Origin of the sequence: Actinomadura xylanilytica, assembly GCF_030283145.1 — a bacterium.
In the GTDB taxonomy this organism is placed as follows: Bacteria; Actinomycetota; Actinomycetes; order Streptosporangiales; family Streptosporangiaceae; genus Spirillospora; species Spirillospora xylanilytica.
Genome location: NZ_JASNWE010000002.1, coordinates 1,073,415 through 1,099,617, shown reverse-complemented (window position 1 = coordinate 1,099,617; position 26,203 = coordinate 1,073,415). Strand labels below are relative to the sequence as shown.

Here is a 26,203-nt window from a genome sequence, read left to right as displayed (position 1 = left end):
GGCCGGCCCATGAACACCGACCCGTTCGGCGACGACACCCCGGTCTATGTGATCTCGGTGGCGGCGCAGCTCTCCGGCCTGCACCCGCAGACGCTGCGGACCTATGACCGGATGGGGCTGGTGTGTCCCGGCCGCACGGCGGGGCGGGGCCGCCGCTACTCGATGCGCGACATCGTGATGCTCCGCGAGATCCAGCGGCTCTCCCAGGAGGAGGGCATCAACCTCTCGGGCATCAAGCACATCCTCGAACTCCAGCGCGACAACGGCCGGCTCCGGGACGAGCTCGGCCAGGCCCGCGCGATGCTGGAGGAGCTCGCCAACGAACTCGAGTCGACCCGGGCCGTCGCGGCGCGCCTCGCGCAGCAGCGGCGGCACGGCGACGCCCCCGGTCGCACCCCCGGCTCCGACCTGGTGCCGATCCGGCACACCAGCGTCGTGGTGTGGCACGAGCGCAACCGGGAGTAGGACCAGCAGCACCGCGTGAGCACCACGGTGCCGAGCATCACGGGGAGAGCCAGATGAGCTACAAGCTGACCCGCAAGAGCCAGGAGGCGATCGCGGTCGCGATGCGCCGCGCCGCGGCCGAGGGCCATCCGCAGATCGAGACGCAGCACCTGCTGACCGCGCTGATCGCGGTGCCGGACGGCACCGTCCGGCTGCTGGAGGCCGCCGGCGCCGACTGGCGCGCGGTGCGCAGCCGGGCCGAGGAGCAGATCGCCGCGATGCCGAAGGCGGCGGGCTCGACGATGTCGGCGCCGCAGCAGTCGCGGCAGGTGACGGTGACGCTGAACACCGCGACCATGCGGGCCGAGCGGCTCGGCGACGAGTACGTCTCGGTCGAGCACCTGCTGATCGGGCTGGCCACCGACGGCGGCCCGGCGGCGGGGGTGCTGAAGGAGGCCGGGGCGACGCCGGAGGCGCTGCTGGAGGCGTTCGAGCAGATGCGCGGGAACGCCCGGATCACCAGCGAGACCCCCGAGGACACCTTCCAGGCGCTGGAGAAGTACGGCGTCGACCTGACCGAGTCGGCGCGCGGCGGGAAGCTCGACCCGGTGATCGGCCGGGACGGTGAGATCCGCCGGGTGGTGCAGGTGCTGTCCCGCCGCACCAAGAACAACCCGGTGCTGATCGGTGAGCCGGGCGTCGGCAAGACCGCGATCGTGGAGGGCCTGGCCCGCCGGATCGTCGCGGGCGACGTGCCCGGCGCGCTCCAGGACAAGCGGGTGATCTCGCTGGACCTGGCCTCGATGGTGGCCGGCGCCAAGTACCGGGGCGAGTTCGAGGAGCGCCTCAAGGCGGTGCTGAACGAGATCAAGGACAGCGACGGCCGGGTCATCACCTTCATCGACGAGCTGCACACCGTGGTCGGCGCGGGCGCGGCCGAGGGCGCGATGGACGCGGGCAACATGCTCAAGCCGATGCTGGCCCGCGGCGAGCTGCGCATGATCGGCGCGACCACGCTGGACGAGTACCGCGAGCGCATCGAGAAGGACCCGGCGCTCGAACGCCGGTTCCAGCAGGTCTTCGTCGGCGAGCCGTCGGTGGAGGACACCATCGGCATCCTGCGCGGGCTGAAGGGCCGGTACGAGGCGCACCACAAGGTGCAGATCACCGACTCCGCGCTGGTGGCGGCGGCGACGCTGTCCGACCGCTACATCACCGCCCGGTTCATGCCCGACAAGGCGATCGACCTGGTGGACGAGGCGGCGGCGCGGCTCAACATGGAGATCGACTCGCAGCCGGTCGAGATCGACGAGTTGCAGCGGCGGGTCGAGCGGCTGCGGCTGGAGGCGCTCGCGATCACCAAGGACCGGTCCCAGCGCGAGCGGCTCGACCGGCTCAACCAGATGATCGCCGATCAGGAGGAGCGGCTCCGCGAGCTGCGCAACCGGTGGGAGCGCGAGAAGAGCAGCCTGCTCACCATCGGGCGGCTGAAGGAGCAGCTCGACGAGGCGCACGGCCGCGCCGAGCAGGCCGCGCTGGAGCGGCACCGGGAGGACGCGGCCAACGTCCAGCACCGCGAGATCCCGCGGCTGGAGCAGGAGCTGGAGGACGAGCGGCTGAAGCTCCAGTCGCTCGACATCGAGGAGCTGCGCCGGTCGCTCGACCGCCTGCGCGACCGGGAGCGCGACCTCGGCGCGTCCGACGCGATCGACGCCGCCTCGGGAGGCGACACCGGGGCCGGGGGCGAGGGTGAGCGGAGCCGTCCGGCCGAGCTGGCCGCCGAGATCGAGGCCAAGTCCGAGGAGCTCGCCGGGCTGGAGCGGCGGCAGGAGCGGGCCGCGACCCGGCTGGGCCGGATCCGCGCGCTGATCGGTGAGATCGCGGGCGCCGAGGAGCAGGCCGCGCAGCTCCAGGCCGACACGACCATGCTCGACAGCGGCGACCCCGAGCGGAACGCCAAGTACAAGGAGTACGCCGGGCTCCAGGGCCGGATCCAGCAGGGCCAGAAGGAGCTGAAGGCACTGCGCGGTGAGGCCGACGCCGAGCCGGGCAACGACCGGACCATGGTCAAGCCCGATGTCGGCGCCGACGACATCGCCGAGGTGGTGTCGAGCTGGACCGGCATCCCGGTCGGCCGGATGCTGGAGGGCGAGACCGCCAAGCTGCTGCGCATGGAGGACGAGCTCGGGCACCGGCTGATCGGCCAGCGGTCCGCGGTGCGCACCGTGTCGGACGCGGTGCGGCGGGCCCGCGCGGGCATCTCCGACCCGGACCGCCCGACCGGCTCGTTCCTGTTCCTCGGCCCGACCGGCGTCGGCAAGACCGAGCTGGCCAAGGCGCTCGCCGAGTTCCTGTTCGACGAGGAGCGGGCCCTCACCCGCATCGACATGAGCGAGTACTCCGAGAAGCACGCGGTGGCGCGGCTGGTCGGGGCGCCCCCCGGCTACGTCGGCTACGAGGAGGGCGGCCAGCTCACCGAGGCGGTGCGGCGCCGGCCCTACTCGGTGGTGCTGCTCGACGAGGTCGAGAAGGCGCATCCCGAGGTCTTCGACATCCTGCTCCAGGTGCTCGACGACGGCCGGCTCACCGACGGGCAGGGCCGCACGGTCGACTTCCGCAACACCATCCTGATCCTGACCTCCAACATCGGGTCGCAGTTCCTGGTGAGCCCGGACCTGGCCGACGACGCCAAGCGGCAGGCCGTGCTCAAGGCGCTCAGCGAGGCGTTCAAGCCCGAGTTCCTCAACCGGCTCGACGACGTGATCCTCTTCGAGGCGCTGTCGACCGCCGACCTCACCCAGATCGTCGGCCTCCAGATCGACCACCTGCGGGACCGGCTGGCGAGCCGGAACCTGTCCCTGGACGTCAGCGACGCGGCGCGCGAATGGCTCGCGCGGACCGGCTACGACCCGCTCTACGGCGCCCGTCCGCTGCGGCGGCTGGTGCAGACCGCGATCGGCGACCAGCTCGCCCGCGAGCTGCTGTCGGGCAAGGCCCGCGACGGCGACAAGGTCGTCGTCGAGCTCGACACGGAGGGCAACCGGCTGAGCGTCGAACCCGCCGGAGCCGTGACCCTCACGAAGTGACCGTGCCGTAGGCAGCGCCGCCGCCCCGCACCACCCCGGGCGGCGGTGCGGCGCTCAGGGCTCGGGGTTCCAGAACGGGCGGTCGCCGTCGCGGTCGACCCGTCCGAAGACGACGTCGGCGAAGTGGCCGCCGTAGCCGAGCGTGCCGGGCCGCTCCAGCTCGGCGATCAGCGCGGCGCGTTGCGCGGAGGCCTGGCCCCCGCGGTGGTCGGCCACGACCGGCCATTCGGGGTGCTCGATCTGCGCCGGGGAGTGCAGCACATCACCGAAGGCGATGAGCCGCCGCCCTCCCGAGACGATCGTGTACACGGCGTGCCCGGCGGTGTGGCCGGGCATCAGGGTCATCCGGACGCCGGGGAAGATCTCCTCGCCGTCCTCGACGGTCCGGACGCGGGGCGCGAGCGCGTCCAGGACCGCCTCGCCGATGCCGTGCGCGATCGCCAGGTCGCGTGTCGCCCATTCGCGTTCGGCGATGAGCACGGGGGTCGCGGCGAACTCGGGCCGGGCGAGCCAGCCCACGTGGTCGGAGTGCAGGTGGGTGATGGCGACGGCCTCAATGCCGGCGGGCGCCCGGCCGGCCCGCGCGAGGCCCTCCACCAGCGTGCCCCCGTGGATACGGCCGAGGAAGGAGGGCTTGGGGGCGGCCGGACGGTCGACGGGGCCGACGCCCGCGTCGATGAGCAGGGCGCGGTCGCCGCTCTCGACCAGGAGGCCGCCGACGCTCGCCACCAGGCACCCGCCGTCGAGGTATTCGGGACGGTCGTCCCAGTCGGCGCCGGTCGTGCTGGGAAACCACCCGCGGGGTCGCAGCCGGACCGCGCCGTCCGGGACATGGCTGACCGTCAGATCGCCGAGCCGGATCGTCCTGGGCCCTGCCTCGCGGCTGAGCCGCCGGACGTCTTCTCTGTTCGAAGGGAAGATCATGGGCAAATGATGACAGCCCGATCCACGGGCTACTTCGTGGCGTGGGCGCCGTGCGCGACGTGGGCGACACCCGCGCTGACGAACGAGCCCCCGGCCGGCGGCACCACCGCCGACACCGTCACCACCGCACCGAGCAGCGCCCCCGTGACCAGCCGGCGCCGCAGTTTCGGACGGCCTTCGCCCGCCCCCGTCACGTCCCGACCCACGGCCATGAGATCCCCTTCGTCCGCTGGCGCGACGATCGCGCCGACTCCTTGAACGGTAGGCGCATGCGCCCGTCCGGGGCATGGGGCCAGCCACCCGGATCCGTGGTGGAGCCAGCCCCACCTGAGGGAGCGGCCGGACGGATCGTGGTGGGCTACTCGCGGTCGAGTTGGGTTTGGAGTCCGTCCAGCAGGTAGTCGAGGCCGGTGGTGAAGCTGCCGTCCCAGTCGTCGTCGTAGAGGTAGCCGTTGGCGGCCAGGGTGGGGTAGCGGTCGTGGGCGGCCCGCAGTTGCTCTTGCCCCACGCGGCGTTCCTCGTCGGTGATGTGCAGGGCGGACTCGGTCGACGCGGAGCCCATGACGTGGTTGTAGAGCGCCCAGGTCGCGGCGGAGAGGGCCTTGCCGGTGAACCCGGCGCGGACGAGGGTCGTCTGCAGGGTCTCCATGCCGGCCAGGAAGTTGGGGCCGATGGTCGGGCGGCGGCGGGCCGGGACGCCGGCGGCCCAGGGGTGCCGGAGCAGCGCGGCCCGCCAGGCGGTCAGGACCGCGGTGATGTCCTCGCGCCAGCCGGACGCGGGTCCCGGCTCGATCGGCGCCGCCGCGCCGAAGATCGCGTCCACGGCCAGGTCGATCACGTCGTCCTTGGTGTCGACGTGCCAGTACAGCGACGGGGCGACGACCGCGAGCCGCTCGGCGAGGCGGCGCATGGTGAGGCGGTCGATGCCCTCCTCGTCGAGCAGCGCGACGGCGGCCTCGACGATGCGCGCGAGGGTGAGCGGCTGCTCCCCCCGGGAAACGCGGCGGGGCCGCAGCCAGACGCTCCGGATGTCACCGCCTTTCCGCTGGTCGCGAGCGTCGTCCGCCTTGCCCATCGCACCTCACCTGACGTCTCGGTCGCCCTGCCCGGTCGGCCAAGTGTAGTAACGTGCCATCGACGAACGTTGTTAGGGAAGTCAAACATCGTTAGGTGGTGGGCCATGGTGGACGACGGTCCCGGACGGCGCCGGTGGTGGACGCTGCCGGTGGTGAGCGCGGCTCAGCTCCTGGTGGTCCTGGACGGGACGATCGTGAACATCGCGCTGCCGTCCGCGCAGCGCGACCTCGGCATGTCCGATGCGAGCCGGCAGTGGGCGGTCACCGCGTACCTGCTGGCGTTCGGAGGGCTGCTGCTGATCGGCGGCAGGGTCGGCGGCGTGTTCGGCCATCGGCGCACGTTCGCCGTCGGGCTGGCCGGCTTCGCCGCCTCGTCCGCGCTGGGCGGGGTGGCGGTGAACCCCGAGACGCTGTTCGCGGCGCGGGCGCTCCAGGGGGTGTTCGCCGCCGCGCTCGCCCCGGCCGGGCTGTCGCTGCTGACGCTCACCTTCACCGAGGCCCGCGAACGCGGCCGGGCATTCGGGGTGTTCGCCGCGGTCGGCGCCGCGGGATCGGCGGTCGGCCTCATCGCGGGCGGGCTGCTGACCGAGTACGCGAGCTGGCGGTGGTGCCTCTTCATCAACGTCCCCATCGCGCTGCTCGCCGTGCTCGGCACGATGGCCGTGCCACGGGACCGGCCGGTCGGCGGGGGCGGACGGCTCGACGTCCCGGGTGCCCTGCTCAGCACGGCGGGCTTCGCCGCGGTGGTCTACGGCTTCAACGAGGCCCAGCCGCTCGGCTGGGACTCGCCGAAGGTGCTGGGCCTGCTGGCGGGCGGTGCGGTACTGCTGGCCGCGTTCGTCGCCGTCGAGCTGCGCGCGCCCCGTCCGCTGCTGCCGATGCGGGTGCTCCTGCACCGCGCCCGTGCCGGGGCGTTCATCTCGATCACGCTGATGTTCGTCGCGATGTTCGGCTTCTACCTGTTCATGAGCTACTACACCCAGACGGTCCTGCGCTACTCGCCGGTCGAGGCGGGGCTGACGCTGATCATCAACGCGCTGGCCGCCCTGCTCGGCGCCACGCTCATCGCCGGGAGGCTGCACGGGCGCGTCGCCCCGGTGGCGCTGATCGTTCCGGGACTGCTCTCGGCCGCGGCGGGGATGCTCGTCCTGACCCGCCTGACCGCGCACAGCACGGACGTCCTGCCGGTGTACCTGGCGCCCGCGATGGCGCTCACCGGGCTCGGCCTCGGGTGCGTCATCCCGCCGACCGCCGCCCTGGCCACCGCGGGCATGCGCCATCACGACATCGGAGCCGCGTCGGCCGCCTACAACGCCGCGCAGCAGCTCGGGGCCGCGCTCGGCACGGCGCTGCTCAACACCGTCGCGGCGAGCGCCACCGCGGCCTACCTGGCGTCCCGGCGCGCCACGCCGGCCGAGGGCTCGGTGCACGGCTACGCGACCGCCCTGACGGTCGCGTTCGGGATCCTCGCCGCCGCCGCGTGCGTCACCGCGGCCCTGACCGTGAAGCGCGCGGCACGGGAACCCGCTGAGGAGGCGGCCGGTCCGTCCGTCTCCGCGAAGTCCTGAAGAGCCAACGGAAGGAACGCACGCCATGAAGCAGGAAACCGTCACCGTGGTCGACGGATACGTGCCGGTCATCGACATCTCGTCCAGGCACGGCGCGGCGGGACGCGCCGCGCTGGCCGAGGCGATCGGCGGCGCGTGCGCGGACTCGGGGTTCTTCATCATCGTGGACCACGGAGTGCCCCGGGAGCTCATCGACCGCATGTACGCCGTGACGAACGCGTTCTTCGAGCGGCCCGACGCGGAGAAGGACCTGGTCGCCCACCGTCCCGGCGTATCCGGATTCCGCAGGTCCGGCGGGACCACCGCGCAGAGCCTCGACCGGCAGTCGCCTCCCGACCTCTGTGAGGCCTTCGGCGTCCACGTGACCGGCGAGCTCAGCGACCAGGAGCGGGCGGGACTCGGGAACGACTGGGCCACCTGGAAGCTGGCCAATGTCTGGCCGCGCGTCCCCGCCGGCTTCAAGGACACCTGGCACGAGTACATGGCCGTCATGGGAGAGCTCGCCCACGACCTCATGCGCCTGTTCGCGCTCGCCCTCGGGCTGGACGAGGACCACTTCGACGACAAGTTCGACAGGAACGTGTCCTCGCTCGTCGCGAACTACTACTACCCGCAGGTCGAGGCGCCGCTGCCGGGCCAGTTGCGGAGGGGGGCGCACACCGATTTCGGCGGCCTGACCATCCTCTTTCAAGAGGACGGCCTGGGCGGGCTCCAGGTCCTTCAGGGCGAGGACGAATGGCGGGACGTCCGAGCCATTCCCGGCAGTTTCGTGGTGAACATCGGCGACCTGATGGCCCTGTGGACCGGGGGACGGTGGGTCTCGACCATGCACCGGGTCATCAATCCGGAAAGGGGGAACACGTCCTCCCGGGTCTCCATCCCCTTCTTCTACCAGCCCAACCACGACGCCCCCATCGAACCGATGGCCGCCGCGGCGGGCGGTCGGCCCGCCGAAAGCGTCATCGCCGGGCGATGGATGGAAACGAAGATGGAGAAGCTCTTCACCCGGTCATAGGCGAAGAGAGGCCGCCATCGGCCCGCCGGGTGACCACGCCGGCGGGCCGTGCGTGCGGGCTGTGCGTGCGGCCGTGCGTACGGGCCGCCCGGCGCCGGGCCGTGCGTCCTTACGCGGGTCCGGCGCCGAGCGGGATCGCGCCGACGTCCGCGCTCGAATGGACCCCGCCCGTCACCGCCAGCTCGTCCACGGTGCCCGCGAGTTCCATCGGCGCCACGCCCTCCCCGTGCACCTGGATCCCGCCGTCCACCCGGATCGCGGACGCGTGCGCGCCGGACTTCACGCTCAGCCCGATCGCCGGCAGCGTCACCATCTCGCCCTTCACCAGGGACTCGCCCGTCCCGCCGTGCGTCTCGATGCCGTGGTGCACGGTCAGCGTCCCGAACGGCCGGGAGACCTGGACGCCGATCGAGGCGTCCGCGTGGGTCTCGATCCGGTCGAACTCGGCGGCGCCGACCGTCCCGTCGTAGATGTTGAAGCCGCGCGCGCCCGGCCCGCGGGTGACCACGGGCGCCTCGCAGCGCAGGGCGCCGAGCCGGCCGAAGTTCACGAAGCCGATGCCGCTCGCGCCGTGCGAGGTGACGGGCTCCCGCGCCGTCCACGCCTCCACCTCGCCCCACAGGTCGAGCACCATGTCGTTGGCGCCGTAGGTGGTCACCGGTCCCTCGTTGACGACCTCGCGGATGGTGGCCCACACGACGAACACCCCACCGGTGATCTCCCCGGGGGTGTGCTCGGGGATGCCGCCGTCGCTGTACACCGCGCCGGTGTGCAGCCGCGGGCCCTCCACCCGTCCACCGCGCTCGGTGCCGGAGACGAAGACGCCGCCGCCGCGGACCGGCGCCCCCTCGCGTCCCGCGCTGATGCCGATGAGATCGGCCGTGAGCAGCGAGTCGGGGGTGGTCTGCTGGTTGTAGAGGGTGAAGGCGCCCTGCCGGACGTGCACGTCGAACCCGTACGGGCGCGGTCCGGCCGCGCGGGCGTCCGCCGCCTCGATGTGCAGGCCGTCCACCGTGACGTGACCGGTGCGCAGGGCGTCCTTGGCGAGGAGTTCCACCCGTCCGCGGGTGGTCAGGTCGATGAGCGTGAGCGTGCCGAGCGTCGGCTGTGCGGTGTCGTTGTGCAGGGCGCGCAGCGCGGGATCGGACACCGCGACGCGCAGGCCGCTGACCCGGTTGTCGCAGGTGAGCCGCACGCCTTCGGCGCCGTCGGCGAAGACGAGTTCGGCGTCTTCGGTGCCGGTGAGGCCGTCCCCCGTCCCGGTGAGGGAGGCTCCGGGCGGAAGCGTGATCCCGTGGAGGCCGGTCAGGCGGCCCTGCACCGCGATCTCGCCGGGACCGTTCCCGGCGAGCGCCGCGTACAGCTCCTCGGGAGTGGACGCGCTCACAGTCATGTGTAGTCCTCGCTTCCCGTATCCCAGCCGCGTGGCCGACATCGATCCACACTTCATGCCCTATGGCGCCCACTCTAGAGAAAGCAGTCACAATGGGCTGCAAATCACTAGCGGCATCACTGACAAAGAAGACATTGCGCCACCATGACCGGCATTTTTGTCTTCCGCCGATGTCAGAGGAAGCCGATAGGACTCCGGCATGGCCGAGAAGCGAGAGACCGACATGGCCGGGACGATGCGGGACATGGCCGCGCAGATCACCGAGGCCGGCCTGCTCGTCCTGCGCCCGGAGGTCGAACCGGGGCGGATCGGGGACGAGCAGGAGGGCCCGGCCGATCCGACGCCCGCGGGTGATCCGGACGAGGCCGTCCGGCTGCTCTGGTCGAACCTGCGGAAGTACACCGAGATCGTCGGGGTCGACGATGACCTGTCCCCCGAGCAGATGGTCGCCCCCGCACTGGACGAGGACGAGCGAGCCGAGCTGCTGGACGGCCTCCAGACCGCGCTGCCCCCCGACCTGCTGGCCCTCTACGGTGCGGCGGACGGCGACGACGACGACAGCGGCGTCGTCTTCCACGGGTATCAGTGGCTGGGGCTGGAGGGCCTGGTGAACGCGTCCCCACCCGACCGCGAGGACGGCTGGACCGGCGTCCCCCTGTCAGCCGGGCCCATCGAGGTCGGCCCGCCGGGGAGGGTGCGGCGTTCGTTCGACCGGCCGGGATGGATCCCGATCGGGGTGAACGCCGACGGGGCCTACCTCTACGTCGACATGGACCCGGGCCCCGCGGGCCGCCCCGGGCAGGTCATCGACAACGACCCCGAGGGCACCGGGCCGGTCTACGTCGCCGATTCCGTGACGACGCTGCTGCGCCGCTATGCGGACGCCCTCGACCGCGGAAGCTACACCCTCGAAGGCGACTGCCTGTACGTCGACGATGTGCTTCCCGACGGGCATGCACTCCAGGAGTCCTGCATCTGGGACGCCGCCGACGGAGGCTCCCTGCACGATCTGCCGCCCGAGGTTCAGCATCTCACGCACCGCGACGCCGAGGGCATCGACCTGGAGCCCGTACGCCGCGCGCCGAGCCTGCGGAGCGTGCTGCTGCACGGGCGTGGCCCTCTCGATCTGAGTCCCCTCCGCGACGCTCCCGTGGAGGAACTCACGGTCCGGTGGGACGGGCTCGACCTGGAGCCGCTGGCCGGACATCCGACACTGCGCACCCTGCTCGTGGGCTCGGAGCGGCCCGTGGACGTCGCGGTGCTGCGGACGTTCCCGCGGCTTCAGGGGCTCGACCTGTCGGAGGCCGTCGTCCACGGCCTCGACGCGATCGCCGAGCTGGACGGGCTGCTCCTGCTGACCTTGACGTTCGAGCAGTGGCGGCGGATCGGCGGGATCCCGCCCGGCCTGGCCGCGGCCCGGCTGGGCGGAACCCGGGCGCCGGGCCAGGTGAACGAGTGGATCACTCGGCTGAAGCCCGGCCTCCAGCAGGGCGTCCATGAGCACCACTGCGGGCGGTTCGACCGGCGGGCCTGATCCAGGCGACGTCCGGGCGCGCATAGAGCCAGGTCACAGCGTGTGCGTGTCGAGTGGACCGGGTCGCGCGCGACCCACCATTCTGTGCTCGTCCGCCTTGGGCGGCCGGGGGGGAGCCGACGGCGGGGGACGCCGCGGCACCGCCGAGATCGCGAAGCGCCGATGGGCGGCGGGGACCCGTCCGCGGCGTCTCCAGGCAGAAGGTAGGGGTCATGGCCTCAGGCATCGAGACCCGTCCGCCGCAGGAGGCGGGACGCCCCGGCGCGCGCCGCCGGCGGATCCTGGTGCCCACCTGGCGAGGGGCGCTGCTGTCGGGCACGGCCCTCGTGGCCTGGGTCGCCGGCGCCGGGGTGTGCGAGACGGGGACGCCGGCCAGCGGCGTGTCCCCCAGCGGCCCGTCCCCCGAGGGCCCGGAGTCCGGCCCGGGACCGGCCACGCCGTTCCGTCCCGACAAGGGCCGCACCGCGGTCCTAGCGGAGACGTTCGACCGGCTCGACGTCGGGCCCGGCCGGACCTGGGGGTGGAAGAGCGCCGCCTACCCCGACTGCGTGACCAACCGCCCCAACTTCAAGCTCGACCGGCTCTCGACCTCGGCGATGTCGGTCGCCTCGGGGGTGCTGACCGTCACCGCCGCCCCCCAGCCGGACGGCCGCTGGCAGACCGGGCTGCTGAGCACCGGCGACTCGTGCGACTCGGGCGGCCGGGACCTGGAGGTCCGCACCGGCGACGTGGTCGCCGCCCGGGTCCGGCTGCCCGACGCCGAGACCGGGGCGTGGCCGGGCGTCTGGACGTGGCGGCACGGCCGGAACGAGATCGACATCTTCGAGTGGCACGCCGACCGCCCCGGCACGCTGGAGTTCGTCAACCACGTCAAGGGCAGCGCGAAGTTCTGGCATTCCAGGCTGGTTAAGCGGGGGAGTTGGCTCGACATCGCGGTCCGTCTCGGCGCCAAGCGGGTGACCTGGTACGTGGGCCGCCCGCCCGGACCGCTGCACGCCGTCTTCCGCGACCGGGTCGGCGTCGGTCCCCGGTTCCACTCCTACCTGGTGGCCGGGCTGGCGGTCGACGACGGCTCGATCCACGCGCGTCCCGACTCCGACCGCCCGTTCTCGTTCCAGATCGCCTCGCTCACCGTGCACCGGCCCGCGGACGTCACGCCCGCTCCCCGGGAGACCGGCGCAACCCGGCGATGAACACCGCCAGGCCGTACTCGAACTCGCGGTCGAAGTCGCGGCCCTCGGTGCGCAGCGCCGCCGCGCGGGCCAGGCGCGGGAAGCGGCGCGGGTCGATCCGCACACCCTCGCCGTCCGGCGCGGCCGGTCGCCGTGCCTCCTGCTCGGCGATGACCGAGCCGAGGATGTGGCCGCCCAGCGCGAAGATCGCGGACATCGCCTCCACCACCTCGAACCCGGCCTCCTCCATCATCTGAAGGAGCAGCTCGAGGCCGGGCCACTGGTCGGCGGGCGCGTGCATGTGCTCGCGGAGCCGCCCGCCGTCCCGGCGGGACAGCATGGCGCGGCGCACCGCGCGGGAGCGGGCGACGAGCCAGTCGGCCCAGTCGGCGCCGGGCGCGGGCCGGTCGAGCACCGCCATCTCGCCGTCGAACATCGCGTCGGCCATGGCCCGCAGCAGGTCGTCCTTGCCGCTGAAGTGCCGGTAGAGGGCGGGCGCCTGCACGCCCAGCTCGGCGGCGAGCCGGCGCAGCGACAGCCCGTCGAGCCCCACCTCGTCGAGCAGCGCCAGCGCGGTGGCCACGACCACTGGGCGATCAAGTCTCATGCATCGATGTTAACATCGTTCTGCATCCAGTTAACGGTGTTAACAGAGAGGGCGGGACATGACGAATCCGCAGGCGGCCGTGCAGAGGCTGATCGACGAGCTGGTCGCGTCGGGCCGGGAGACCGGCCTTCAGGTAGCCGCGTACCGGGGCGGCCTGCCGCTGGTGGACGCCTGCGCGGGCGAGGCCCACCCCGGCAGTGCGGTCGACGGGCGGACACTGTTCAACAGCTGGTCCACCGGCAAGGGCACGATGTCGGCCCTCGTGCACGTGCTCGCCGAACGCGGCCTGCTCGACGACACCGCACCGGTCGCCGAGTACTGGCCGGAGTTCGCCGCCCACGGCAAGCAGGCCGTCACCCTCGCCCACGTCCTGACCCACTCGGCGGGCGTGCCGCAGGCGCCGGAGGGCGTCACACTCGCGGACCTCGCCGACTGGGACGGGATGTGCGCGCGGATCGCCGACCTGCGCCCGCAGTGGGAGGCGGGCACCGCGACCGGCTACCACGCGCTGACCTTCGGGTACATCCTCGGCGAGGTCGTCCGCCGGGTCACCGGCCGCCCCATCGTCCAGGCGCTGCGCGAGGAGATCACCGAACCGCTGGGCATCGCCGACGAACTGCTCTTCGGCGTCCCGTCCGCCGAGCTTCCCCGGGTGGCGCGGCTGGAGGACGGGAACTGGGCGGCGATCGTCGCGTCCCGTCCGGCCGGCTCGGCGTTCTTCGAGGCCGCGCCGCCCGCGATCCAGCCCGGCCCGGACCTCGGCAACCGGACCGCCTATCTGACCACCGATGTCCCGAGCGCGGGCACGATGACCGCTCGCGCGCTCGCCCGGATGTACGCGGCCCTCATCGGCGAGGTCGACGGCGTGCGGCTGGTCTCCCCCGAGCGCGCCGCCCGGATCGGGACGGTGGTCACCGCCGACACCGACCGGGTGCTCGGCATCCCCGTCCCCAAGGGCCTCGGCTACTTCCTCGGCCAGCCCGGGACGGGCCCGGGCGCGTTCGGCTGCAAGGGCAGTGGCGGAAGCATCGCGTACGCCGACCCGGCGAACGACCTCACCTTCGCCTTCACCCACAACCGGCTGACCGCTCCCCCCGCCGACTGCGCCCAGCTCATCGCCGACGAACTCCACGCCGCCGCCACCTGACCCGAGCCCGCCCGCCGGCCGGCCGGCCGGCCGTCCGTTCGTCCGCCCCGCCCGTCTGGCGCGTCGGCCCCGTCCGCCGCCGTCAGGCCGTCTTGATGGCACCGCCGTCGATGACGTGGTCGGCGCCGGTCGTGCTGGCGGCCAGCGGCGAGGCGAGGTAGGCGATGAGCGCCGCGACCTCGTCCGGCTCGACGAGCCGGGCGGTCAGCATGCCCATGGCGGCGGGCAGCCCGTTCACCAGCAGCGCACGGTCGATCCCCATCGAGGCCGCGAGCTCGGCGCCGTAGCCGTCGGACGCCTCCCACATCGCGGTGCGCACCGGGCCCGGCGACACGGTGTTGACGCGCACCCCCTGCGGGCCGAACTCCTCGGCGAGGGCCTTCCCGAACGCCGTCAGCGCCGCCTTCGCGGTCGTGTACGGGACGGGCCCGGCGTGCGGCATGCGGGCGCCGTTGGACGAGACGTTCACGATGGCGCCCTTCCTGCGCAGCAGGCCGGGGAGCGCGGCGCGGGTCGCGCGGACGGCCGAGAACAGGTTCAGCCCGTAGATCGTCTCCCAGTGCTCGTCGCCGAACGTGAGGAAGCCGCCCACACCGCCGCCGTCGCCGCCGCCGACGTTGTTGACCAGCAGGTCCAGGTCGCCGAGTTCGGCCGTCGCCGCCTCGATCAGCCGGGCCGGGCCGTCCTCGGTCCCGAGGTCGATCGGGAGGGCGACCGCCCCGGTCGCCGCCAGCTCGGGCGTGACGGTGCGGGCCGCGGCGACCACGCGCATCCCCTCGCCGGTCAGCGCCGCGACGGTGGCCAGACCGATCCCCTTGCTCGCCCCGGTCACCACAGCGGTCCTGCCGTTCAGACACAAGTCCATGAGACGCCCCTTCATGCATCAGCGATGATGCGACAAAGCTATAACTTGCAACATGGATGTTGCAAGTAAGCCCGCAAGAGGCACCTTGATGTACTGTTTGCGGGTGACGACGCACCGACAGCGGCCCCTTCGCGCCGACGCCGAGCGGACCGTCCGGACGATCCTCGAAGCCGCCGAGCGGGTGCTCTCCGCCGATCCCGCCGCCACGATGGAGCAGATCGCCGAGGCCGCCGGGGTGGCCCGCACCACCGTGCACCGGCGCTTCACCACCCGCGACGCGCTCATCGAGGCGCTCACCGCCTGGGCCACGGCGCAGTTCGCCGCCGCGGTCGACGCGGCGGCGGCCGGCACCGCCCCGCCGCTGGTCGCGCTCTACCAGGTGACCGCCGACGTGCTCCGAGTCAAGATCGGCTGGGGCTTCGCGATGGCCCGCGCCGCCACCGCCGCCGATCCCGAGATCGCCCGCGTCCACGGCGAGGTGCTCGGCGCGTGCGACGCCCTGTTCCGCCGGGCGCGGGACGCCGGCGTCGTCCGCCCCGACGTCGACCTGGACTGGGCGCGGCGCGTCTACTACGCCCTCATCCACGAGGTCGCCGGCGACGACCGCGGCGACGCCGACATCGACGCCCTGACCGGCCGGATCATCGAGACCCTCCTCCAGGGCGTCGGCGCCCGCGCGGACGGCCCGGCGCCGGCGGCCGGCCGATGACGCCGCGCCGGCAGGAGGACCGCACCCGCGCCACCCGCACCGCACTCATCGCCGCCGCGCGCGAGCTGTTCGGCGAACGGGGGTACGCGGCGGTCCCGGCCGAGGAGATCGTGGCGGGCCCGGGGCTGACCCGCGGGGCGATGCGGCACCACTTCGGCGACAAGCGCGCGCTGTTCGCGGCCGTCTTCGAGGAGCTCCAGGCCGAGATCGCCGAGCGGGTCGCCGCCGCGGCCGGGGGCCCGGACCGGGACGCCGGCACGTGGGACGCGCTCCGCGGCGGCCTGGTCGCGTTCCTGGACCTGTGCCGCGAGCCCGAGGTGATCCGGATCGCGCTGACCGACGCGCCCGCCGTGCTCGGCTGGCAGGCCTGCCGCGAGGTCGAGGCGCGGCACGGGCTCGGGCTGGTCACCGCCGGGCTCGACCGCGCCGGCCGCGAAGGGATCATCGCCCCGCGGCCGGCCGGCGTCCTCGCCCGGCTGCTGCTCGGCGCCGCGGTCGAGACCGCTCTGATCATCGCCCGCGCGCCCGACCCCGCCGCGGCCAGAGAGCCCGCCGAGCGCACCCTCCTGGCCCTCCTGGACGGCCTCAGGACAGCCCCTGGGGGCATGGCTCCGGGACGCACGGCGCCCGAACCGCCGCAGGAATGGACGGGACCGCCTCCGGTCCGCTAGAGAAGCGGGTTATGACCGCATTGGTGCTCGGCCCCCACCTCCGCCACGTCAGCGCACATACTGCGACAATCTGGGTGGAAACGGACGGCCCCTGCGAGGTCCGCGTCACCAGCGCCGAGCACGGCGTCGACGCGAGATCCCGCACCTTCACCGTGCACGGCCACCACTACGCGCTCGTGGACGCGGACGGGCTCGCCGCGGGGGCGCGCATCCCGTACGAGGTGACCCTCGACGGCGTCACGGTGTGGCCCGAGCGGCAGACGCGGTTCCCGCCCAGCCTGATCCGCACCCTCGACACCGCCGGCACGCTGCGCATCTCGTTCGGGTCGTGCCGCCGCTCGCCCGGCACCCGGGCGGAGTACGGCCTGGACGCGCTCAGCACGTTCGCGCACCGGCTCGCCACCCACGACCACGACCCCCGCCAGGCCCTCGACTGGCCGGACGTGCTGCTGATGGTCGGCGACCAGGTGTACGCCGACGAGCTGGGCGACCAGATGCGCACCTACATCCGGGGCCGCCGCGACCCCGACCAGGAGCCCGCGGACGAGCTGGCCGACTTCGAGGAGTACACCCACCTCTACAAGCTGGCCTGGCGCGAGGACCCGGCGGTGCGGTGGCTGCTGTCAACCGTGCCGACGTTCACCATCTTCGACGACCACGACATCCGGGACGACTGGAACACCTCCTACACCTGGCGCCAGCAGATGTGGTCCAAGCCCTGGTGGCGGGGCCGCATCATCGCCGGCATCGGCTCCTACTGGGTCTACCAGCACCTCGGGAACCTGTCCCCGGAGGAGCGCGCCACCGACCCGGTGTTCGCGGCGGTCCGCGCGGCGTCCGAGAAGGGCGGCGACGGTGCGGCGGTGCTCGACGAGTTCGCCGAGCTGGCCGACAAGGAGCCCGCCGGCACCCGGTGGAGCTACGCGCACGACTGGGGCGGCACCCGCCTCATCGTGGTCGACAGCCGCTGCTCCCGCCTGCTGACCGAGGACCGGCGCGGGATGCTCGACGACGAGGAGTTCCGCTGGCTGGACGAACAGTGCCAGGGCGGCATGGACCACCTGCTCATCGCCAGCTCCCTGCCGTTCCTGCTCCCGCAGGCGATCCACCACGCCGAATCGTGGAACGAGGCGCTGGCCGATGGCGCCTGGGGACGGCGCGGCGCCCGGCTCGGCGAGAAGATCCGGCAGGCCGCCGACCTCGAGCACTGGGCCGCGTTCGAACAGTCGTTCCGGGACGTCGCGGACGACATCGTCGCCGTCGCGCGCGGCGAACGCGGGCCCGCCCCCGCCAGCGTGTCGTTCCTGTCGGGCGACATCCACTACTCCTACCTCGCCCGAGTGACCCAGCCCGAGACCGAGTCGATGGTCACGCAGATCGTGTGCTCGCCGCTGCGGAACCCGCTCGTCGGCCGGTTCCGCCTGGCCAACCGGATCGCCGCCAGGCGCAGCGCCGGAGCGCCGTTCCGGCTGCTCGCCAAGATGGCCCGGGTGCCCAAGCCGCCACTGCGGTGGCGGATGAGCGACGGCCCCTGGTTCGACAACGCCATCGCGACGGTCGAGCTGACCGGCCGCGACTGCACGGTGCGCTGGCAGACCCCCGCGACCGAAACCACCCTCAGCGAGATGGGCCGTGCCAACGTCTGCTGACCCCCGTCAGCCATCCCCCACCGGACGGCCGCAGCACAATCATCCCCCACACGCGATGGCCTGCACGCCACAGGAAGTGCGCCCGTTCCGCCCCCTCGCCGGAGCGGGCGCACCTCCTGGCGGGCCATCGGCGCCGCGCCCCGCCCCCTCTACGGGACGAACGACGCCGATGGCGCCCCGCCGGCGTCATCGGTCGGCCGCGCCTGACGGCGACCGGCCCTGACGCCTGGTCCTGGTCTCGCGTGTACGGCGGCTCCTCTCAGTGCGCCAGCACGTCAAGGAGCGCCAGCGCCTCCGGGAGCGAGTCGGGCAGCCGCTCGACCCAGACGAGGAACGCCTCGTCCCCCAGGCAGGACCACTCGGGCGACGGATGGAGGCCGTCGAGAAAGGAGCGCTCGGCGGTGAACGTCCGCGCGAGCAGCCCCCGCAGCCCCTCGACGTCCGTCTCCAGCCCCGGCTCCACGGGCACCAGCGCGGTGGCACGGCCCGAGCCGACCAGCGTCAGGGTCTCCCCGCCCCTGAACACGGTCCGCAGGTCGTGCGCCACCACGACGGCGCGGGCGAGACGCCGCCACGGCTCCGAGCCGCCCGCAAGGTCCACCACCACCAGGCGGTGCCGGCCGACAGCCGCGGCGGGACTCGCGCCGCCGAACGGGTCGGCCCGGTAGAGCTCGGCCAGCCTGCCGCGCAGGTACGGCAGTGTCGTCAGCCCTGTCAGCGGGTCCTCGCAGGACTCGGCGGCCAGCGCCACCAGCTCCGTCTCCGCCCAGCCCTCCGCCGCGCACCGCACCAACGACAGCGGCGGATGCGGCCAGCTCAGTACGGAGAACAGCACGCCGAGGTCGTCGAGCGTCTCCCCGATGCCGACCCCCGCGCGCCCGCGCGCCTGCCCGAGACGGGCGCAGGCGACCGCCAGCCCGTCGCCGTCGCAGACCGCCTCCAGGACGGCCTCGACCGCCGGCGCCCACCAGTCGGCCGGGATGTTCCAGCACGACGCCGCGCTGCGCCCGCGCCATCTCTCCCGGAGTTCTTCCGTGCCGGGCCCGGCACGGAACCCTGGACGCTCCCCGCTCCAGAGGTACCCCATCGCGCCTCCGTTCACCTGGTCGAATGCCGGTCCACCGCCGGCCCGTCGGCTGGGCGGACGGGCCCCACGGCCCGCCTTCCCAGAGATCAGACGCCGGCGGGATCGGGCCATGACGCGGTTTACCGCGCCATCTTCCGCGACAAGCGGTGTTCAAGACGTCACAATGGGCAAGCAATGGGTGTGTGACCCACAGCGACAGCCGATGCCAGGAGGCCCCCCGTGAGCGAGACCGCGTCCGATCTGGCTCCGTCCGAGTCCAGCGACGCGGTGCTCATCTCCCGCATCCGCGACGGCGACGCGACCGCCTACGGCCCCTTGTACGAGCGGCACCTCATCGCCGCGCGCCGCCTCGCCCGGCACCTGGTCGACGGCGACGCCGCCGAGGACGCCGTCCAGGAGACCTTCGCCAAGATCCTCGCGGTGCTCCAGCGCGGCGGCGGCCCCGAGTCCGGGTTCCGCCCCTACCTGCTCACCGCGATCAGGCGGACGGTCTACGACCGGCACCGCGCCGACAAGCGGCTCCAGCACACCGACCAGATCGAGCTGTTCGACCCCGGCGTCCCGTTCGTCGACCCGGCCCTGGAGGGCCTGGAGAAGTCGATGATCGCCCGCGCGTTCCGGTCGCTGCCCGAACGCTGGCAGGCGGTGCTGTGGCACACCGAGATCGAGGGCGCCAAGCCCGCCGAGGTCGCGCCGCTGCTCGGCCTGACCGCCAACGGCGTCGCCGCCCTCGCCTACCGCGCGCGTGAGGGACTACGCCAGGCGTACCTCCAGATGCACCTCGCCGAGCCGTCCGCTGCTGCGCACCCCGAGGGCGCCGCGGCGGCCGGGGCCGCCGGGAGGGTGACGGCCGAGCTGGACGAACGGTGCGCACAAACGCGCGAGAAGCTCGGTGCGTACGTGCGCGGCGGGCTCGCCAAGCGCGAGTCGCGCGCGGTCGAGAACCACCTCGACGACTGCGCCGACTGCAAGGGCCTCATCCTCGAGCTGGCCGACATCAATTCGCGCCTGCGCGAGGTGCTCGGCCCTCTCATCCTCGGATCCGCGAGCGCCGCCTACCTGGGGTCCGCCCAGGGCGGCCTCTCCGCGGGCGTGATCACGTGGCTCCGGCACCTGTCCAAGCGCCAGCAGCAGGCGCTCGGCGGCGGGATGGCGGCGACGGTCATCCTCGCTGCGGCACTCGCGATGGTGCTGGTCTCCGGCAACGAGCCGATCGGGCCGGTGCACAAGGCCCCGGCCATCGCCCGTCCCGCACCCGCCGACCCGCCCTCGCAGCCAGGCCCGAAGCCCCCGGCGGCGCAGCCCCCAGCGGCGCAACCCGCCCCACCACCCGCGGCCACGCCGATCCAGAAGCCACTATCGAAGCCCGCAGCCCCGGTCCCGGCCCCGGCCCCGGCGCAGCCCGCGCACAAGCCGGCCTCGAAGCCGGTGCCGCAGAAGCCGGTGCCGCAGAAGCCGAAGCCGCGCACGCCGACGGCGCCCGCCCCCGAGGTGCCGTCCTGGCTCTCCCCCGAAATGCCGCCGGTGGCGCTCCCCGAAGTGCCGCAGATCGTCCCGCCGTGGATGCCGAACGTGCCCCTGCCGCTGGTCCCCGAGCCGCAGGGGCGGCCGGCGAGCCCCGACACCCTCGGGACGCTGGTCCCCGACGAGCCCGAGATCGTCGGGAAGGCCGTCCGCAACAGCGGTCTCGGACGCGGCAAGGGCCGTACCCCGGACGCCGGGCCGAGCACCGGACCAGTCGTTGGGCCGGGCGCGGGGCAGAGCGCCGGGCACGGGAACGGGCAGGGCATCGGCCGCGGCACCGGACCGATTCCAGTCCAGGGCATCGGGCGGATTCCGGGCCGCGACCACGGACGGATTCCCGAGCGGGGCATCGGGCGGCTTCCCGGGCGTGACCTCGGGCGGGGCATCGGACAGGTCCCCGGGCGCGGCGAACCGCGCACTGGACTGTTCCCGTAAAGATCATGTAGAAGCATTATGGACAGTCCGGAACGACTGGTAGCGTCCGCCGCGGCAAGAGCCCCGAACATGAGAGATTGAAGGCCCGCACACCGGACCCGGAATTTCGGCTGCCCGCGCCCGGCGGGCCGTTACCGTGCCGTGCCGCCGCGTCCGTCACGCCCGTGCTGGACCGTCCGATCGGGCGTGCCACAGGGCGATCCGACGCGGGACCGGAGGTCGGCAGTCAAGGACGGGCGGCCGGTCACGGGCCCTGTCGGGAAATCGTCGTCGCAACGGAAGTCGGGAGTCGCGGACGGACGGCGGTCATGAAAGAGTGGCGAATCGCCGTATTGGCCTACAGGGCAAACGGGCTTCACTACGCTATGGACGCCCGGGGTCTTTTCGCCCGCCCACGGCCCCGACAGCAATGAAGGGCAGGCCGCCGAAGATGGTCACCCTCGTCACCCTGACCGTGGACCGGGCATGTGGTGAGGCCCCGTGTTGAGGAAAGGCGGTGACGCATGGATCGCTGCGCGCTGTTCGTAGACGCCGGCTACCTGCTGTCCGACGGCGCCATGGCGGTGCACGGCACCCGTCATCGCGAGACCGTCTCCTGGGACTTCGGCGGGATGCTCCAACTCCTGGGCAACCTGGCCCGTGAACGCACCGGTATGCCGCTGCTGCGCTGCTATTGGTACGAGGCGACCGTCGAGGGCCGCCGCTCGCCCGAGCACGAGGCGCTGGCCGACCTGCCCGGCCTCAAGCTGCGGCTCGGCCGCGTCCGCCCCGGCCGCCGCGAGGGCGTCGACACCGACATCCACCGCGACCTGATGACGCTGGCCCGCAACGGCGCGCTCGCCGACGCGGTGGTGGTGAGCGGCGACGAGGACCTCTCCCAGGTCGTCGTCGACGCCCAGGACCTCGGGGTGCGCGTGACGGTCGTGCACGTCGCCGTCGACGGCAACTGGACGATCGCGCGCTCGCTGCGCCAGGAGTGCGACGACCTCATCGAGATCGGCTCCAGCCACCTGCGCCCCTACGTCAACCTGCTCTCCGGGGTCGAGAGCGCCTCCAGCGCCTCCGCCCTCGCGCCGAGCCCCCTGTCCAACGGGCACGGGAACGGCAGCGGGAGCGCGATCGGGCAGTTGCAGGCGGCCTCGCACAACGGCCCGCCGCCGTCGTCCCCGATCACCCCGCCGCCCGCGACCATCACGCCGTCCATACCGAGCGCGCCGCCCGCGCCGATCAGCGCCGGCACCGGTCCCGACTACGGCTCAATCCCCGAGTACAACCCGAGCCCCGACTACGGCGCCGGTTCCGGTTCCGGTTCCGCCCCCAAGGCCGGGGCCGGGGCGGGCAGCGGAGCCGACTACGGGTCGGGTTCCGACTTCGGATCGGGTTCCGACTACGGGTCCGGGTTCGGCTCGATGGGGGGCTCGGGGCGCGGTTCACCACTCGCCACCGGCCCGAGCGTCCCGCCGGCCCAGCCCGCGCAGCCGCCTCCCCAGCCGATCGCCCCGCCCGCACCGCTGCACGCGGCGCCGACCGGCGCACATGCCGCCGCACCGCCGCACCCCCCGCCACCACCACCACAGTCCACCGGGCCTCAGTACGTTCCGTCGCCTCCGCCGCAGCAGTCCACCGGCCCTCAGTACATCCCGTCGCCTCCGCCCCAGCAGACCACCGGCCCTCAGTACATCCCGTCGGTCCCGGCCCAGGCGCCCCCCTCCCCGCCACACGGTCCCTACACCGGGCCGCAGCAGATCTCTCCGCTCCCGGTGCAGCAGAGCACGCCGACGCTGTCGGACGCGGTGAAGTCGGCGCATCAGGAAGGCGAGGAATTCGGCGAGTCCGTCGCCCGCGACGCGCCCGCCCTGTGGCTGGAGGCCGTGCTGGCCCGCAAGCCGCGCATGCCCTCGGACCTGGAGGCCCGGCTCCTTCAGGGTTCTTCTCTGCCGATCGACTTCCTTCTGCACGACGAGGTACGGCACGCGCTCCGCCGTGGCTTCTGGGACGCGCTCGAACGTTCTCGCAGGTGAATGCGGAGACCTCCGGCCCCGAACGCGTAACTAATTCACGATCATCCTCGATTCGCCCGCTTCGGCCGTCGAACGGCGGGTAGCGTTGAAGCGTGACGCATGTGACGGAAGACGATCTCGACGACCTGGAGTTCGACACCCTGCGCACCGGCGATCACATCTCGGCGGCCCAACGGCTCTCCGAGCTGGCCGAGGCGGTATCCGGCGGGGTGTCGCGCGCCAACGTGCTGCTGCGAGCGGGCGAGCAGTGGCAGCACGCCGGTGACCACACCAGGGCGGCCGAGCTGTATCGCAAGGCGCTGGACGACGGCGGCGAGACCTACGGCGACGCGCGCGCCTACCTGGCCGACGCGTTGTTCGAGCTCGACCGCGCCGACGAGGCGCGCACGCTCGTCGAGCAGATCCGCGCCGACAAACCGCGCGACCCCGAGGTCTACCGGACGGTCGCCGAGGTGCTCTACGCCCAGGGCGACATCGCGGGCGCGCACGACTGGGCCACCAACGGCGCCGACGTCGTGCTCGCGCTGCGCGACCGCGCCGTGGGCACCGGTGTGAGCAGCGGCCCGGGCGACGGTTCGCTGACCCCGGGACCCGACGACGTGGCCCTGGCGGAGGACAGCCTCGAAGCCCTGCTCCGGCTGCGCTACCGCGCCCGCATCGACCTCGGTCGCGGCGAGGACGACTACGACGCCCTCCTCGACGACCTCCTCAAGAACGCCTGAGCGTCCCACACCCGCCCCGGTCTCGTGGCCGACGGGGCTGAGGGGGCCGCTGCGACGCCCCGGACACCTGGCGGCGACCCGGGGGCACCCGGACGTCAGAGGGTCGCGATGAGCTCGCTGAGAGCCTGCGCGACGGCCACCGGGAGCCGGTGCTGCACGACGGTCCAGCCGCGGAGCCGCGCCTCGCGAAGCGTCCGCTCGCGATCGGGCGGGCCGGCGGTGCGGTCGGCGTCGGTGCGCAGGTAGCCGCAGGGCGCCTCGGGCCAGTCGGCCGGCATCGGCACGCCGGCCCCGGCACCGTCGTGATCATGGTCGTGTTCGTGCTGCCGGCGGAGCCGGGGCAGATCGGCGTCGACGAAGACGTAGCCGCCGATCTTGCGGTGCGCCGCCCGCTGCGCGGCCGACACGGCGGGCAGCAGCGGCCCGGCCGAGCCGAGCCCGACGAGCACCAGGGGCGGCACCGGATCGGTGGCGGCGATGGTCAGCGAGGCGCGGGCGACGAAGCGCGCCCCCTCGCCGTCCGGGACATCCGGGGCGATCACGTCGAGCCCGTACGAGCGGAGCAGCTCGGGCAGGTCGCCCCAGGCCGCGGCGGTGGCGTGCGGACCGTGCAGCAGGACGAGCGTCCCGGGTGTCACTCGGCCACCTCCCTGCCCCGTTCTCCCGGGCCACCGTACACGGCGCGGGACCGGGCGGCGCGGCGGCGGCGGCGGGTGAATAGGCTTCCGGTGTGAGCGATCGTGAAGACCTGCTGAACGAGATCAAGACCAAGGCCGTCGTGCACGGCGACTTCGTGCTGTCGTCGGGCAAGCGCGCGTCCTGGTACGTCGACCTGCGCCGGGTGACCCTGGACGGCGCGGTGGCGCCGCTGGTCGGGCGCGTGATGCTGGACGAGACCCTGGGCCTGGACTACGAGGCCGTCGGCGGGCTGACCCTGGGCGCCGACCCCGTCGCGACCGCGATGCTGCACGCCGCCGCGGCGCGCGGGCAGCGGCTGGACGCGTTCGTGGTGCGCAAGGCCGACAAGACGCACGGCCTGCAACGCCGCATCGAGGGGCCGGACGTGGCGGGACGGCGGGTGCTCGCGGTGGAGGACACCTCGACCACCGGCGGCTCGGTGCTGACCGCGGTGGAGGCGCTGCGCGCCGCGGGCGCCGAGGTCGTCGCGGTCGCCACCATCCTGGAGCGGGGCGCCGCCGAGCGGATCGCCGCGGAGGGCCTGGAGTACCGGCACCCCTACGACGTCGCCGACCTCGACGTCACCTGAGCCGGCACGGCCCGGGCCGGCTCGGGCCGGCCCGGGCGGACGGGGTCAGCGCTCCCTGACGGTCCAGGTGCTCCGCCCGGCGGGCTTGGGCGTCTGGAGCTTCCCGTAGATGGTGACCTGCAACGAGCTCCCGTTGCCGGCGACCATGTCGAGGGGGGCATGGTCGAAGCGGCGGGTCTCGCCGACGGCGAGAACGGTCTGGGGCAGCACCACCTCGTTGGTGTCGGAGCTCCGCACGAACACGCTGGTCGCGGGTCCGATCACCTTGATCAGCAGGGGTGTCGCCGACGCCGCGGGCGCGGCGGAGCGCCTCGCCGACGGGCTGCTCGACCGGTTCGCGGTGTCAGCACTGTCCGACGGGGCGGCCCCTGCGGGGCCCGGCGGCTGGTCGGGTTCGGAGGTCAGCGCGTTCACCAGCGCCATTCCGCCCACGACGAGCAGCGCTAAGGCGAGTACCACGGCCAATGCCGCGATCAGTATGCGCGCGAGACCACGAGGGTCCGACCGATGACGTCCCACATGGGGAGGTTAGCGATAACTGTCACCACTGAGCGACGGACGTGACTCTTCAGCGTCATTCTTCTTCGTTCCGTTGCCCGGCTTCCCGCGCCCCTTGAGCATCTCGATGATGATCGGGATCAGCGACAGGATCAAGATCACCACGACGCCGGGGAGGATGTAGGCCTCGATGTTGGGCACCCTGGTGCCGAGCTGGTTGCCGAGCAGGAACAGGGCGTCGGTCCAGATCACGCCGCCGACCACGTTCCAGATGAAGAACTTGCGGCCGTCCATGCCGAGCATGCCGGCGAGCGGGTTGAGGAAGGTCCGCACGATCGGGATGAAGCGGGCCAGCACGACCGCGCGGGCCGGGCCGAAGCGGTTGAAGTAGTACTCGGCCTTCTCCACCCACTCCTGCCGGAAGATCTTGGAATCGGGGCGGTCGAAGAGCTTGCGTCCGAAGCGGGCGCCGAGCCAGTGCCCGAGCTGGGCGCCGGCGATCGCCGCGACCGGCCCGCCGATCAGCAGCGTCGTCAGGTCGAGCGACTGGAACTCCTGGCCGTTGACCGTGTTGACCGCGGTGAGGATCCCCGCCGTGAACAGCAACGAGTCACCTGGCAGGATGCACCCGAAGAGGAGTCCGGTCTCCGCGAAGATGATCGCGATGACGCCGATCACCGCGAAGGTGCCGAAGAGCTGCAACCAAGCGGTGGGGTGCAGCCACTCGGTGATGTCCAGGGTGATGAGCGTGAGATCCACAATGCGAGCGTACCCGGCCCGGCACCGCGT

At 73.1% G+C, this 26,203-nt stretch carries 24 protein-coding genes; 14 read left to right on the top strand and 10 right to left on the bottom strand.

Going from position 1 to position 26,203, the window contains the following annotated elements; all coding sequences use genetic code 11:
- The first annotated feature begins 9 nt into the window (after positions 1 to 9).
- Both QP090_RS16280 and QP090_RS16275 read left to right on the top strand, forming a co-directional pair.
- A complete protein-coding gene (locus QP090_RS16280) occupies positions 10 to 465 on the top strand; it encodes a heat shock protein transcriptional repressor HspR (protein WP_285939730.1) in 456 nt (151 codons plus the stop codon).
- A gap of 53 nt (positions 466 to 518) precedes the next feature.
- On the top strand, positions 519 to 3,530 hold the full coding sequence (locus QP090_RS16275; protein ID WP_285939729.1) for an AAA family ATPase: 3,012 nt from the start codon (positions 519 to 521) through the stop codon (positions 3,528 to 3,530).
- Positions 3,531 to 3,584: 54 nt separating this feature from the next.
- Here QP090_RS16275 and QP090_RS16270 read toward each other — a convergent pair whose 3' ends face one another.
- The 3 genes from QP090_RS16270 to QP090_RS16260 all read right to left on the bottom strand — a co-directional run bounded on the left by QP090_RS16270 (position 3,585) and on the right by QP090_RS16260 (position 5,529).
- Positions 3,585 to 4,454, bottom strand: a complete 870-nt coding sequence (locus QP090_RS16270) for an MBL fold metallo-hydrolase (RefSeq protein ID WP_285939727.1) — start codon at positions 4,452 to 4,454, stop codon at positions 3,585 to 3,587.
- A gap of 29 nt (positions 4,455 to 4,483) precedes the next feature.
- Positions 4,484 to 4,666 (bottom strand): hypothetical protein, encoded by a 183-nt coding sequence (locus tag QP090_RS16265; RefSeq protein ID WP_285939725.1) that lies wholly within the window; start codon positions 4,664 to 4,666, stop codon positions 4,484 to 4,486.
- A 146-nt stretch (positions 4,667 to 4,812) separates the two neighbouring features.
- The gene (locus QP090_RS16260; RefSeq protein WP_285939724.1) at positions 4,813 to 5,529 is read right to left on the bottom strand and encodes a TetR/AcrR family transcriptional regulator C-terminal domain-containing protein; all 717 of its coding nucleotides are present in this window, start codon (positions 5,527 to 5,529) and stop codon (positions 4,813 to 4,815) included.
- Positions 5,530 to 5,634: 105 nt separating this feature from the next.
- On the opposite strand from QP090_RS16260, the gene QP090_RS16255 reads away from it, so the two are divergent.
- Both QP090_RS16255 and QP090_RS16250 read left to right on the top strand, forming a co-directional pair.
- Positions 5,635 to 7,098 carry an MFS transporter gene (locus QP090_RS16255; protein WP_285939723.1) on the top strand — a complete coding sequence of 488 codons (1,464 nt, stop codon included), beginning with the start codon at positions 5,635 to 5,637 and terminating at the stop codon, positions 7,096 to 7,098.
- Positions 7,099 to 7,123: 25 nt separating this feature from the next.
- Positions 7,124 to 8,113, top strand: coding sequence for an isopenicillin N synthase family dioxygenase (locus tag QP090_RS16250; protein WP_285939722.1), 990 nt, complete (start codon positions 7,124 to 7,126; stop codon positions 8,111 to 8,113).
- A gap of 109 nt (positions 8,114 to 8,222) precedes the next feature.
- Here the strand turns inward: QP090_RS16250 and QP090_RS16245 are convergent, their stop codons facing one another.
- Positions 8,223 to 9,506 carry a hypothetical protein gene (locus QP090_RS16245; protein WP_285939720.1) on the bottom strand — a complete coding sequence of 428 codons (1,284 nt, stop codon included), beginning with the start codon at positions 9,504 to 9,506 and terminating at the stop codon, positions 8,223 to 8,225.
- 199 nt (positions 9,507 to 9,705) lie between these two features.
- Here QP090_RS16245 and QP090_RS16240 point away from each other — a divergent pair, with 199 nt between their 5' ends.
- Positions 9,706 to 11,040 carry an SMI1/KNR4 family protein gene (locus QP090_RS16240; protein WP_285939719.1) on the top strand — a complete coding sequence of 445 codons (1,335 nt, stop codon included), beginning with the start codon at positions 9,706 to 9,708 and terminating at the stop codon, positions 11,038 to 11,040.
- Between the two features lie 212 nt (positions 11,041 to 11,252).
- A complete protein-coding gene (locus tag QP090_RS16235; RefSeq protein ID WP_285939718.1) occupies positions 11,253 to 12,233 on the top strand; it encodes a LamG domain-containing protein in 981 nt (326 codons plus the stop codon).
- Here QP090_RS16235 and QP090_RS16230 read toward each other — a convergent pair.
- The gene (locus tag QP090_RS16230) at positions 12,193 to 12,819 is read right to left on the bottom strand and encodes a TetR/AcrR family transcriptional regulator C-terminal domain-containing protein (RefSeq protein WP_285939717.1); all 627 of its coding nucleotides are present in this window, start codon (positions 12,817 to 12,819) and stop codon (positions 12,193 to 12,195) included. The genes QP090_RS16235 and QP090_RS16230 overlap by 41 nt on opposite strands.
- Positions 12,820 to 12,877: 58 nt before the next feature.
- Between QP090_RS16230 and QP090_RS16225 the strand changes: the two genes are divergently transcribed.
- A complete protein-coding gene (locus QP090_RS16225; protein WP_285939715.1) occupies positions 12,878 to 13,966 on the top strand; it encodes a serine hydrolase domain-containing protein in 1,089 nt (362 codons plus the stop codon).
- An 82-nt stretch (positions 13,967 to 14,048) separates the two neighbouring features.
- Here QP090_RS16225 and QP090_RS16220 read toward each other — a convergent pair whose 3' ends face one another.
- Positions 14,049 to 14,831 carry an SDR family oxidoreductase gene (locus QP090_RS16220; protein WP_285939714.1) on the bottom strand — a complete coding sequence of 261 codons (783 nt, stop codon included), beginning with the start codon at positions 14,829 to 14,831 and terminating at the stop codon, positions 14,049 to 14,051.
- Positions 14,832 to 14,934: 103 nt separating this feature from the next.
- Here QP090_RS16220 and QP090_RS16215 point away from each other — a divergent pair, with 103 nt between their 5' ends.
- The 3 genes from QP090_RS16215 to QP090_RS16205 are packed head-to-tail and all read left to right on the top strand — an operon-like array spanning position 14,935 to position 17,860.
- The gene (locus QP090_RS16215; RefSeq protein ID WP_285939712.1) at positions 14,935 to 15,540 is read left to right on the top strand and encodes a TetR/AcrR family transcriptional regulator; all 606 of its coding nucleotides are present in this window, start codon (positions 14,935 to 14,937) and stop codon (positions 15,538 to 15,540) included.
- On the top strand, positions 15,537 to 16,211 hold the full coding sequence (locus QP090_RS16210; RefSeq protein WP_285939711.1) for a TetR/AcrR family transcriptional regulator: 675 nt from the start codon (positions 15,537 to 15,539) through the stop codon (positions 16,209 to 16,211). The genes QP090_RS16215 and QP090_RS16210 overlap by 4 nt, the downstream gene beginning before the upstream one ends.
- The gene (locus QP090_RS16205; RefSeq protein WP_490393317.1) at positions 16,184 to 17,860 is read left to right on the top strand and encodes an alkaline phosphatase D family protein; all 1,677 of its coding nucleotides are present in this window, start codon (positions 16,184 to 16,186) and stop codon (positions 17,858 to 17,860) included. Before QP090_RS16210 ends, QP090_RS16205 begins: the two co-directional genes overlap by 28 nt.
- Positions 17,861 to 18,119: 259 nt before the next feature.
- Here the strand turns inward: QP090_RS16205 and QP090_RS16200 are convergent, their stop codons facing one another.
- A complete protein-coding gene (locus QP090_RS16200; RefSeq protein ID WP_285939708.1) occupies positions 18,120 to 18,947 on the bottom strand; it encodes a hypothetical protein in 828 nt (275 codons plus the stop codon).
- 219 nt (positions 18,948 to 19,166) lie between these two features.
- On the opposite strand from QP090_RS16200, the gene QP090_RS16195 reads away from it, so the two are divergent.
- The 3 genes from QP090_RS16195 to QP090_RS16185 all read left to right on the top strand — a co-directional run bounded on the left by QP090_RS16195 (position 19,167) and on the right by QP090_RS16185 (position 23,649).
- On the top strand, positions 19,167 to 20,906 hold the full coding sequence (locus QP090_RS16195; protein WP_285939707.1) for a sigma-70 family RNA polymerase sigma factor: 1,740 nt from the start codon (positions 19,167 to 19,169) through the stop codon (positions 20,904 to 20,906).
- Between the two features lie 503 nt (positions 20,907 to 21,409).
- Positions 21,410 to 22,927 carry an NYN domain-containing protein gene (locus QP090_RS16190; RefSeq protein WP_285939705.1) on the top strand — a complete coding sequence of 506 codons (1,518 nt, stop codon included), beginning with the start codon at positions 21,410 to 21,412 and terminating at the stop codon, positions 22,925 to 22,927.
- Between the two features lie 92 nt (positions 22,928 to 23,019).
- Positions 23,020 to 23,649 carry a tetratricopeptide repeat protein gene (locus QP090_RS16185; protein WP_285939704.1) on the top strand — a complete coding sequence of 210 codons (630 nt, stop codon included), beginning with the start codon at positions 23,020 to 23,022 and terminating at the stop codon, positions 23,647 to 23,649.
- 95 nt (positions 23,650 to 23,744) lie between these two features.
- Here the strand turns inward: QP090_RS16185 and QP090_RS16180 are convergent, their stop codons facing one another.
- Positions 23,745 to 24,287 carry a hypothetical protein gene (locus QP090_RS16180; RefSeq protein ID WP_285939703.1) on the bottom strand — a complete coding sequence of 181 codons (543 nt, stop codon included), beginning with the start codon at positions 24,285 to 24,287 and terminating at the stop codon, positions 23,745 to 23,747.
- A 92-nt stretch (positions 24,288 to 24,379) separates the two neighbouring features.
- Here QP090_RS16180 and pyrE point away from each other — a divergent pair, with 92 nt between their 5' ends.
- Positions 24,380 to 24,916 (top strand): orotate phosphoribosyltransferase, encoded by a 537-nt coding sequence (gene pyrE, locus QP090_RS16175; protein ID WP_285939702.1) that lies wholly within the window; start codon positions 24,380 to 24,382, stop codon positions 24,914 to 24,916.
- Positions 24,917 to 24,961: 45 nt separating this feature from the next.
- Here the strand turns inward: pyrE and QP090_RS16170 are convergent, their stop codons facing one another.
- Together QP090_RS16170 and QP090_RS16165 are read right to left on the bottom strand one after the other, a co-directional pair.
- Entirely contained in the window at positions 24,962 to 25,375 is a 414-nt protein-coding gene (locus QP090_RS16170) for a hypothetical protein (protein ID WP_285940097.1), read from the bottom strand.
- Positions 25,376 to 25,444: 69 nt separating this feature from the next.
- Positions 25,445 to 26,173 (bottom strand): DedA family protein, encoded by a 729-nt coding sequence (locus QP090_RS16165; RefSeq protein WP_285939701.1) that lies wholly within the window; start codon positions 26,171 to 26,173, stop codon positions 25,445 to 25,447.
- Positions 26,174 to 26,203: the final 30 nt, after the last annotated feature.

Bases quoted from the DNA above. Each gene is read 5' to 3' on its own strand.
- QP090_RS16225 (WP_285939715.1), top strand. From the start codon at position 12,878: ATGACGAATCCGCAGGCGGCCGTGCAGAGGCTGATCGACGAGCTGGTC.
- QP090_RS16200 (WP_285939708.1), bottom strand. From the start codon at position 18,947: ATGGGGTACCTCTGGAGCGGGGAGCGTCCAGGGTTCCGTGCCGGGCCC.
- QP090_RS16280 (WP_285939730.1), top strand. From the start codon at position 10: ATGAACACCGACCCGTTCGGCGACGACACCCCGGTCTATGTGATCTCG.
- QP090_RS16205 (WP_490393317.1), top strand. From the start codon at position 16,184: ATGGACGGGACCGCCTCCGGTCCGCTAGAGAAGCGGGTTATGACCGCA.
- QP090_RS16210 (WP_285939711.1), top strand. From the start codon at position 15,537: ATGACGCCGCGCCGGCAGGAGGACCGCACCCGCGCCACCCGCACCGCA.
- QP090_RS16250 (WP_285939722.1), top strand. From the start codon at position 7,124: ATGAAGCAGGAAACCGTCACCGTGGTCGACGGATACGTGCCGGTCATC.
- QP090_RS16270 (WP_285939727.1), bottom strand. From the start codon at position 4,454: ATGATCTTCCCTTCGAACAGAGAAGACGTCCGGCGGCTCAGCCGCGAG.
- QP090_RS16245 (WP_285939720.1), bottom strand. From the start codon at position 9,506: ATGACTGTGAGCGCGTCCACTCCCGAGGAGCTGTACGCGGCGCTCGCC.
- QP090_RS16230 (WP_285939717.1), bottom strand. From the start codon at position 12,819: ATGAGACTTGATCGCCCAGTGGTCGTGGCCACCGCGCTGGCGCTGCTC.
- QP090_RS16265 (WP_285939725.1), bottom strand. From the start codon at position 4,666: ATGGCCGTGGGTCGGGACGTGACGGGGGCGGGCGAAGGCCGTCCGAAA.
- QP090_RS16235 (WP_285939718.1), top strand. From the start codon at position 11,253: ATGGCCTCAGGCATCGAGACCCGTCCGCCGCAGGAGGCGGGACGCCCC.
- QP090_RS16190 (WP_285939705.1), top strand. From the start codon at position 21,410: ATGGATCGCTGCGCGCTGTTCGTAGACGCCGGCTACCTGCTGTCCGAC.
- QP090_RS16275 (WP_285939729.1), top strand. From the start codon at position 519: ATGAGCTACAAGCTGACCCGCAAGAGCCAGGAGGCGATCGCGGTCGCG.
- QP090_RS16260 (WP_285939724.1), bottom strand. From the start codon at position 5,529: ATGGGCAAGGCGGACGACGCTCGCGACCAGCGGAAAGGCGGTGACATC.
- QP090_RS16240 (WP_285939719.1), top strand. From the start codon at position 9,706: ATGGCCGAGAAGCGAGAGACCGACATGGCCGGGACGATGCGGGACATG.
- QP090_RS16220 (WP_285939714.1), bottom strand. From the start codon at position 14,831: ATGGACTTGTGTCTGAACGGCAGGACCGCTGTGGTGACCGGGGCGAGC.
- QP090_RS16255 (WP_285939723.1), top strand. From the start codon at position 5,635: ATGGTGGACGACGGTCCCGGACGGCGCCGGTGGTGGACGCTGCCGGTG.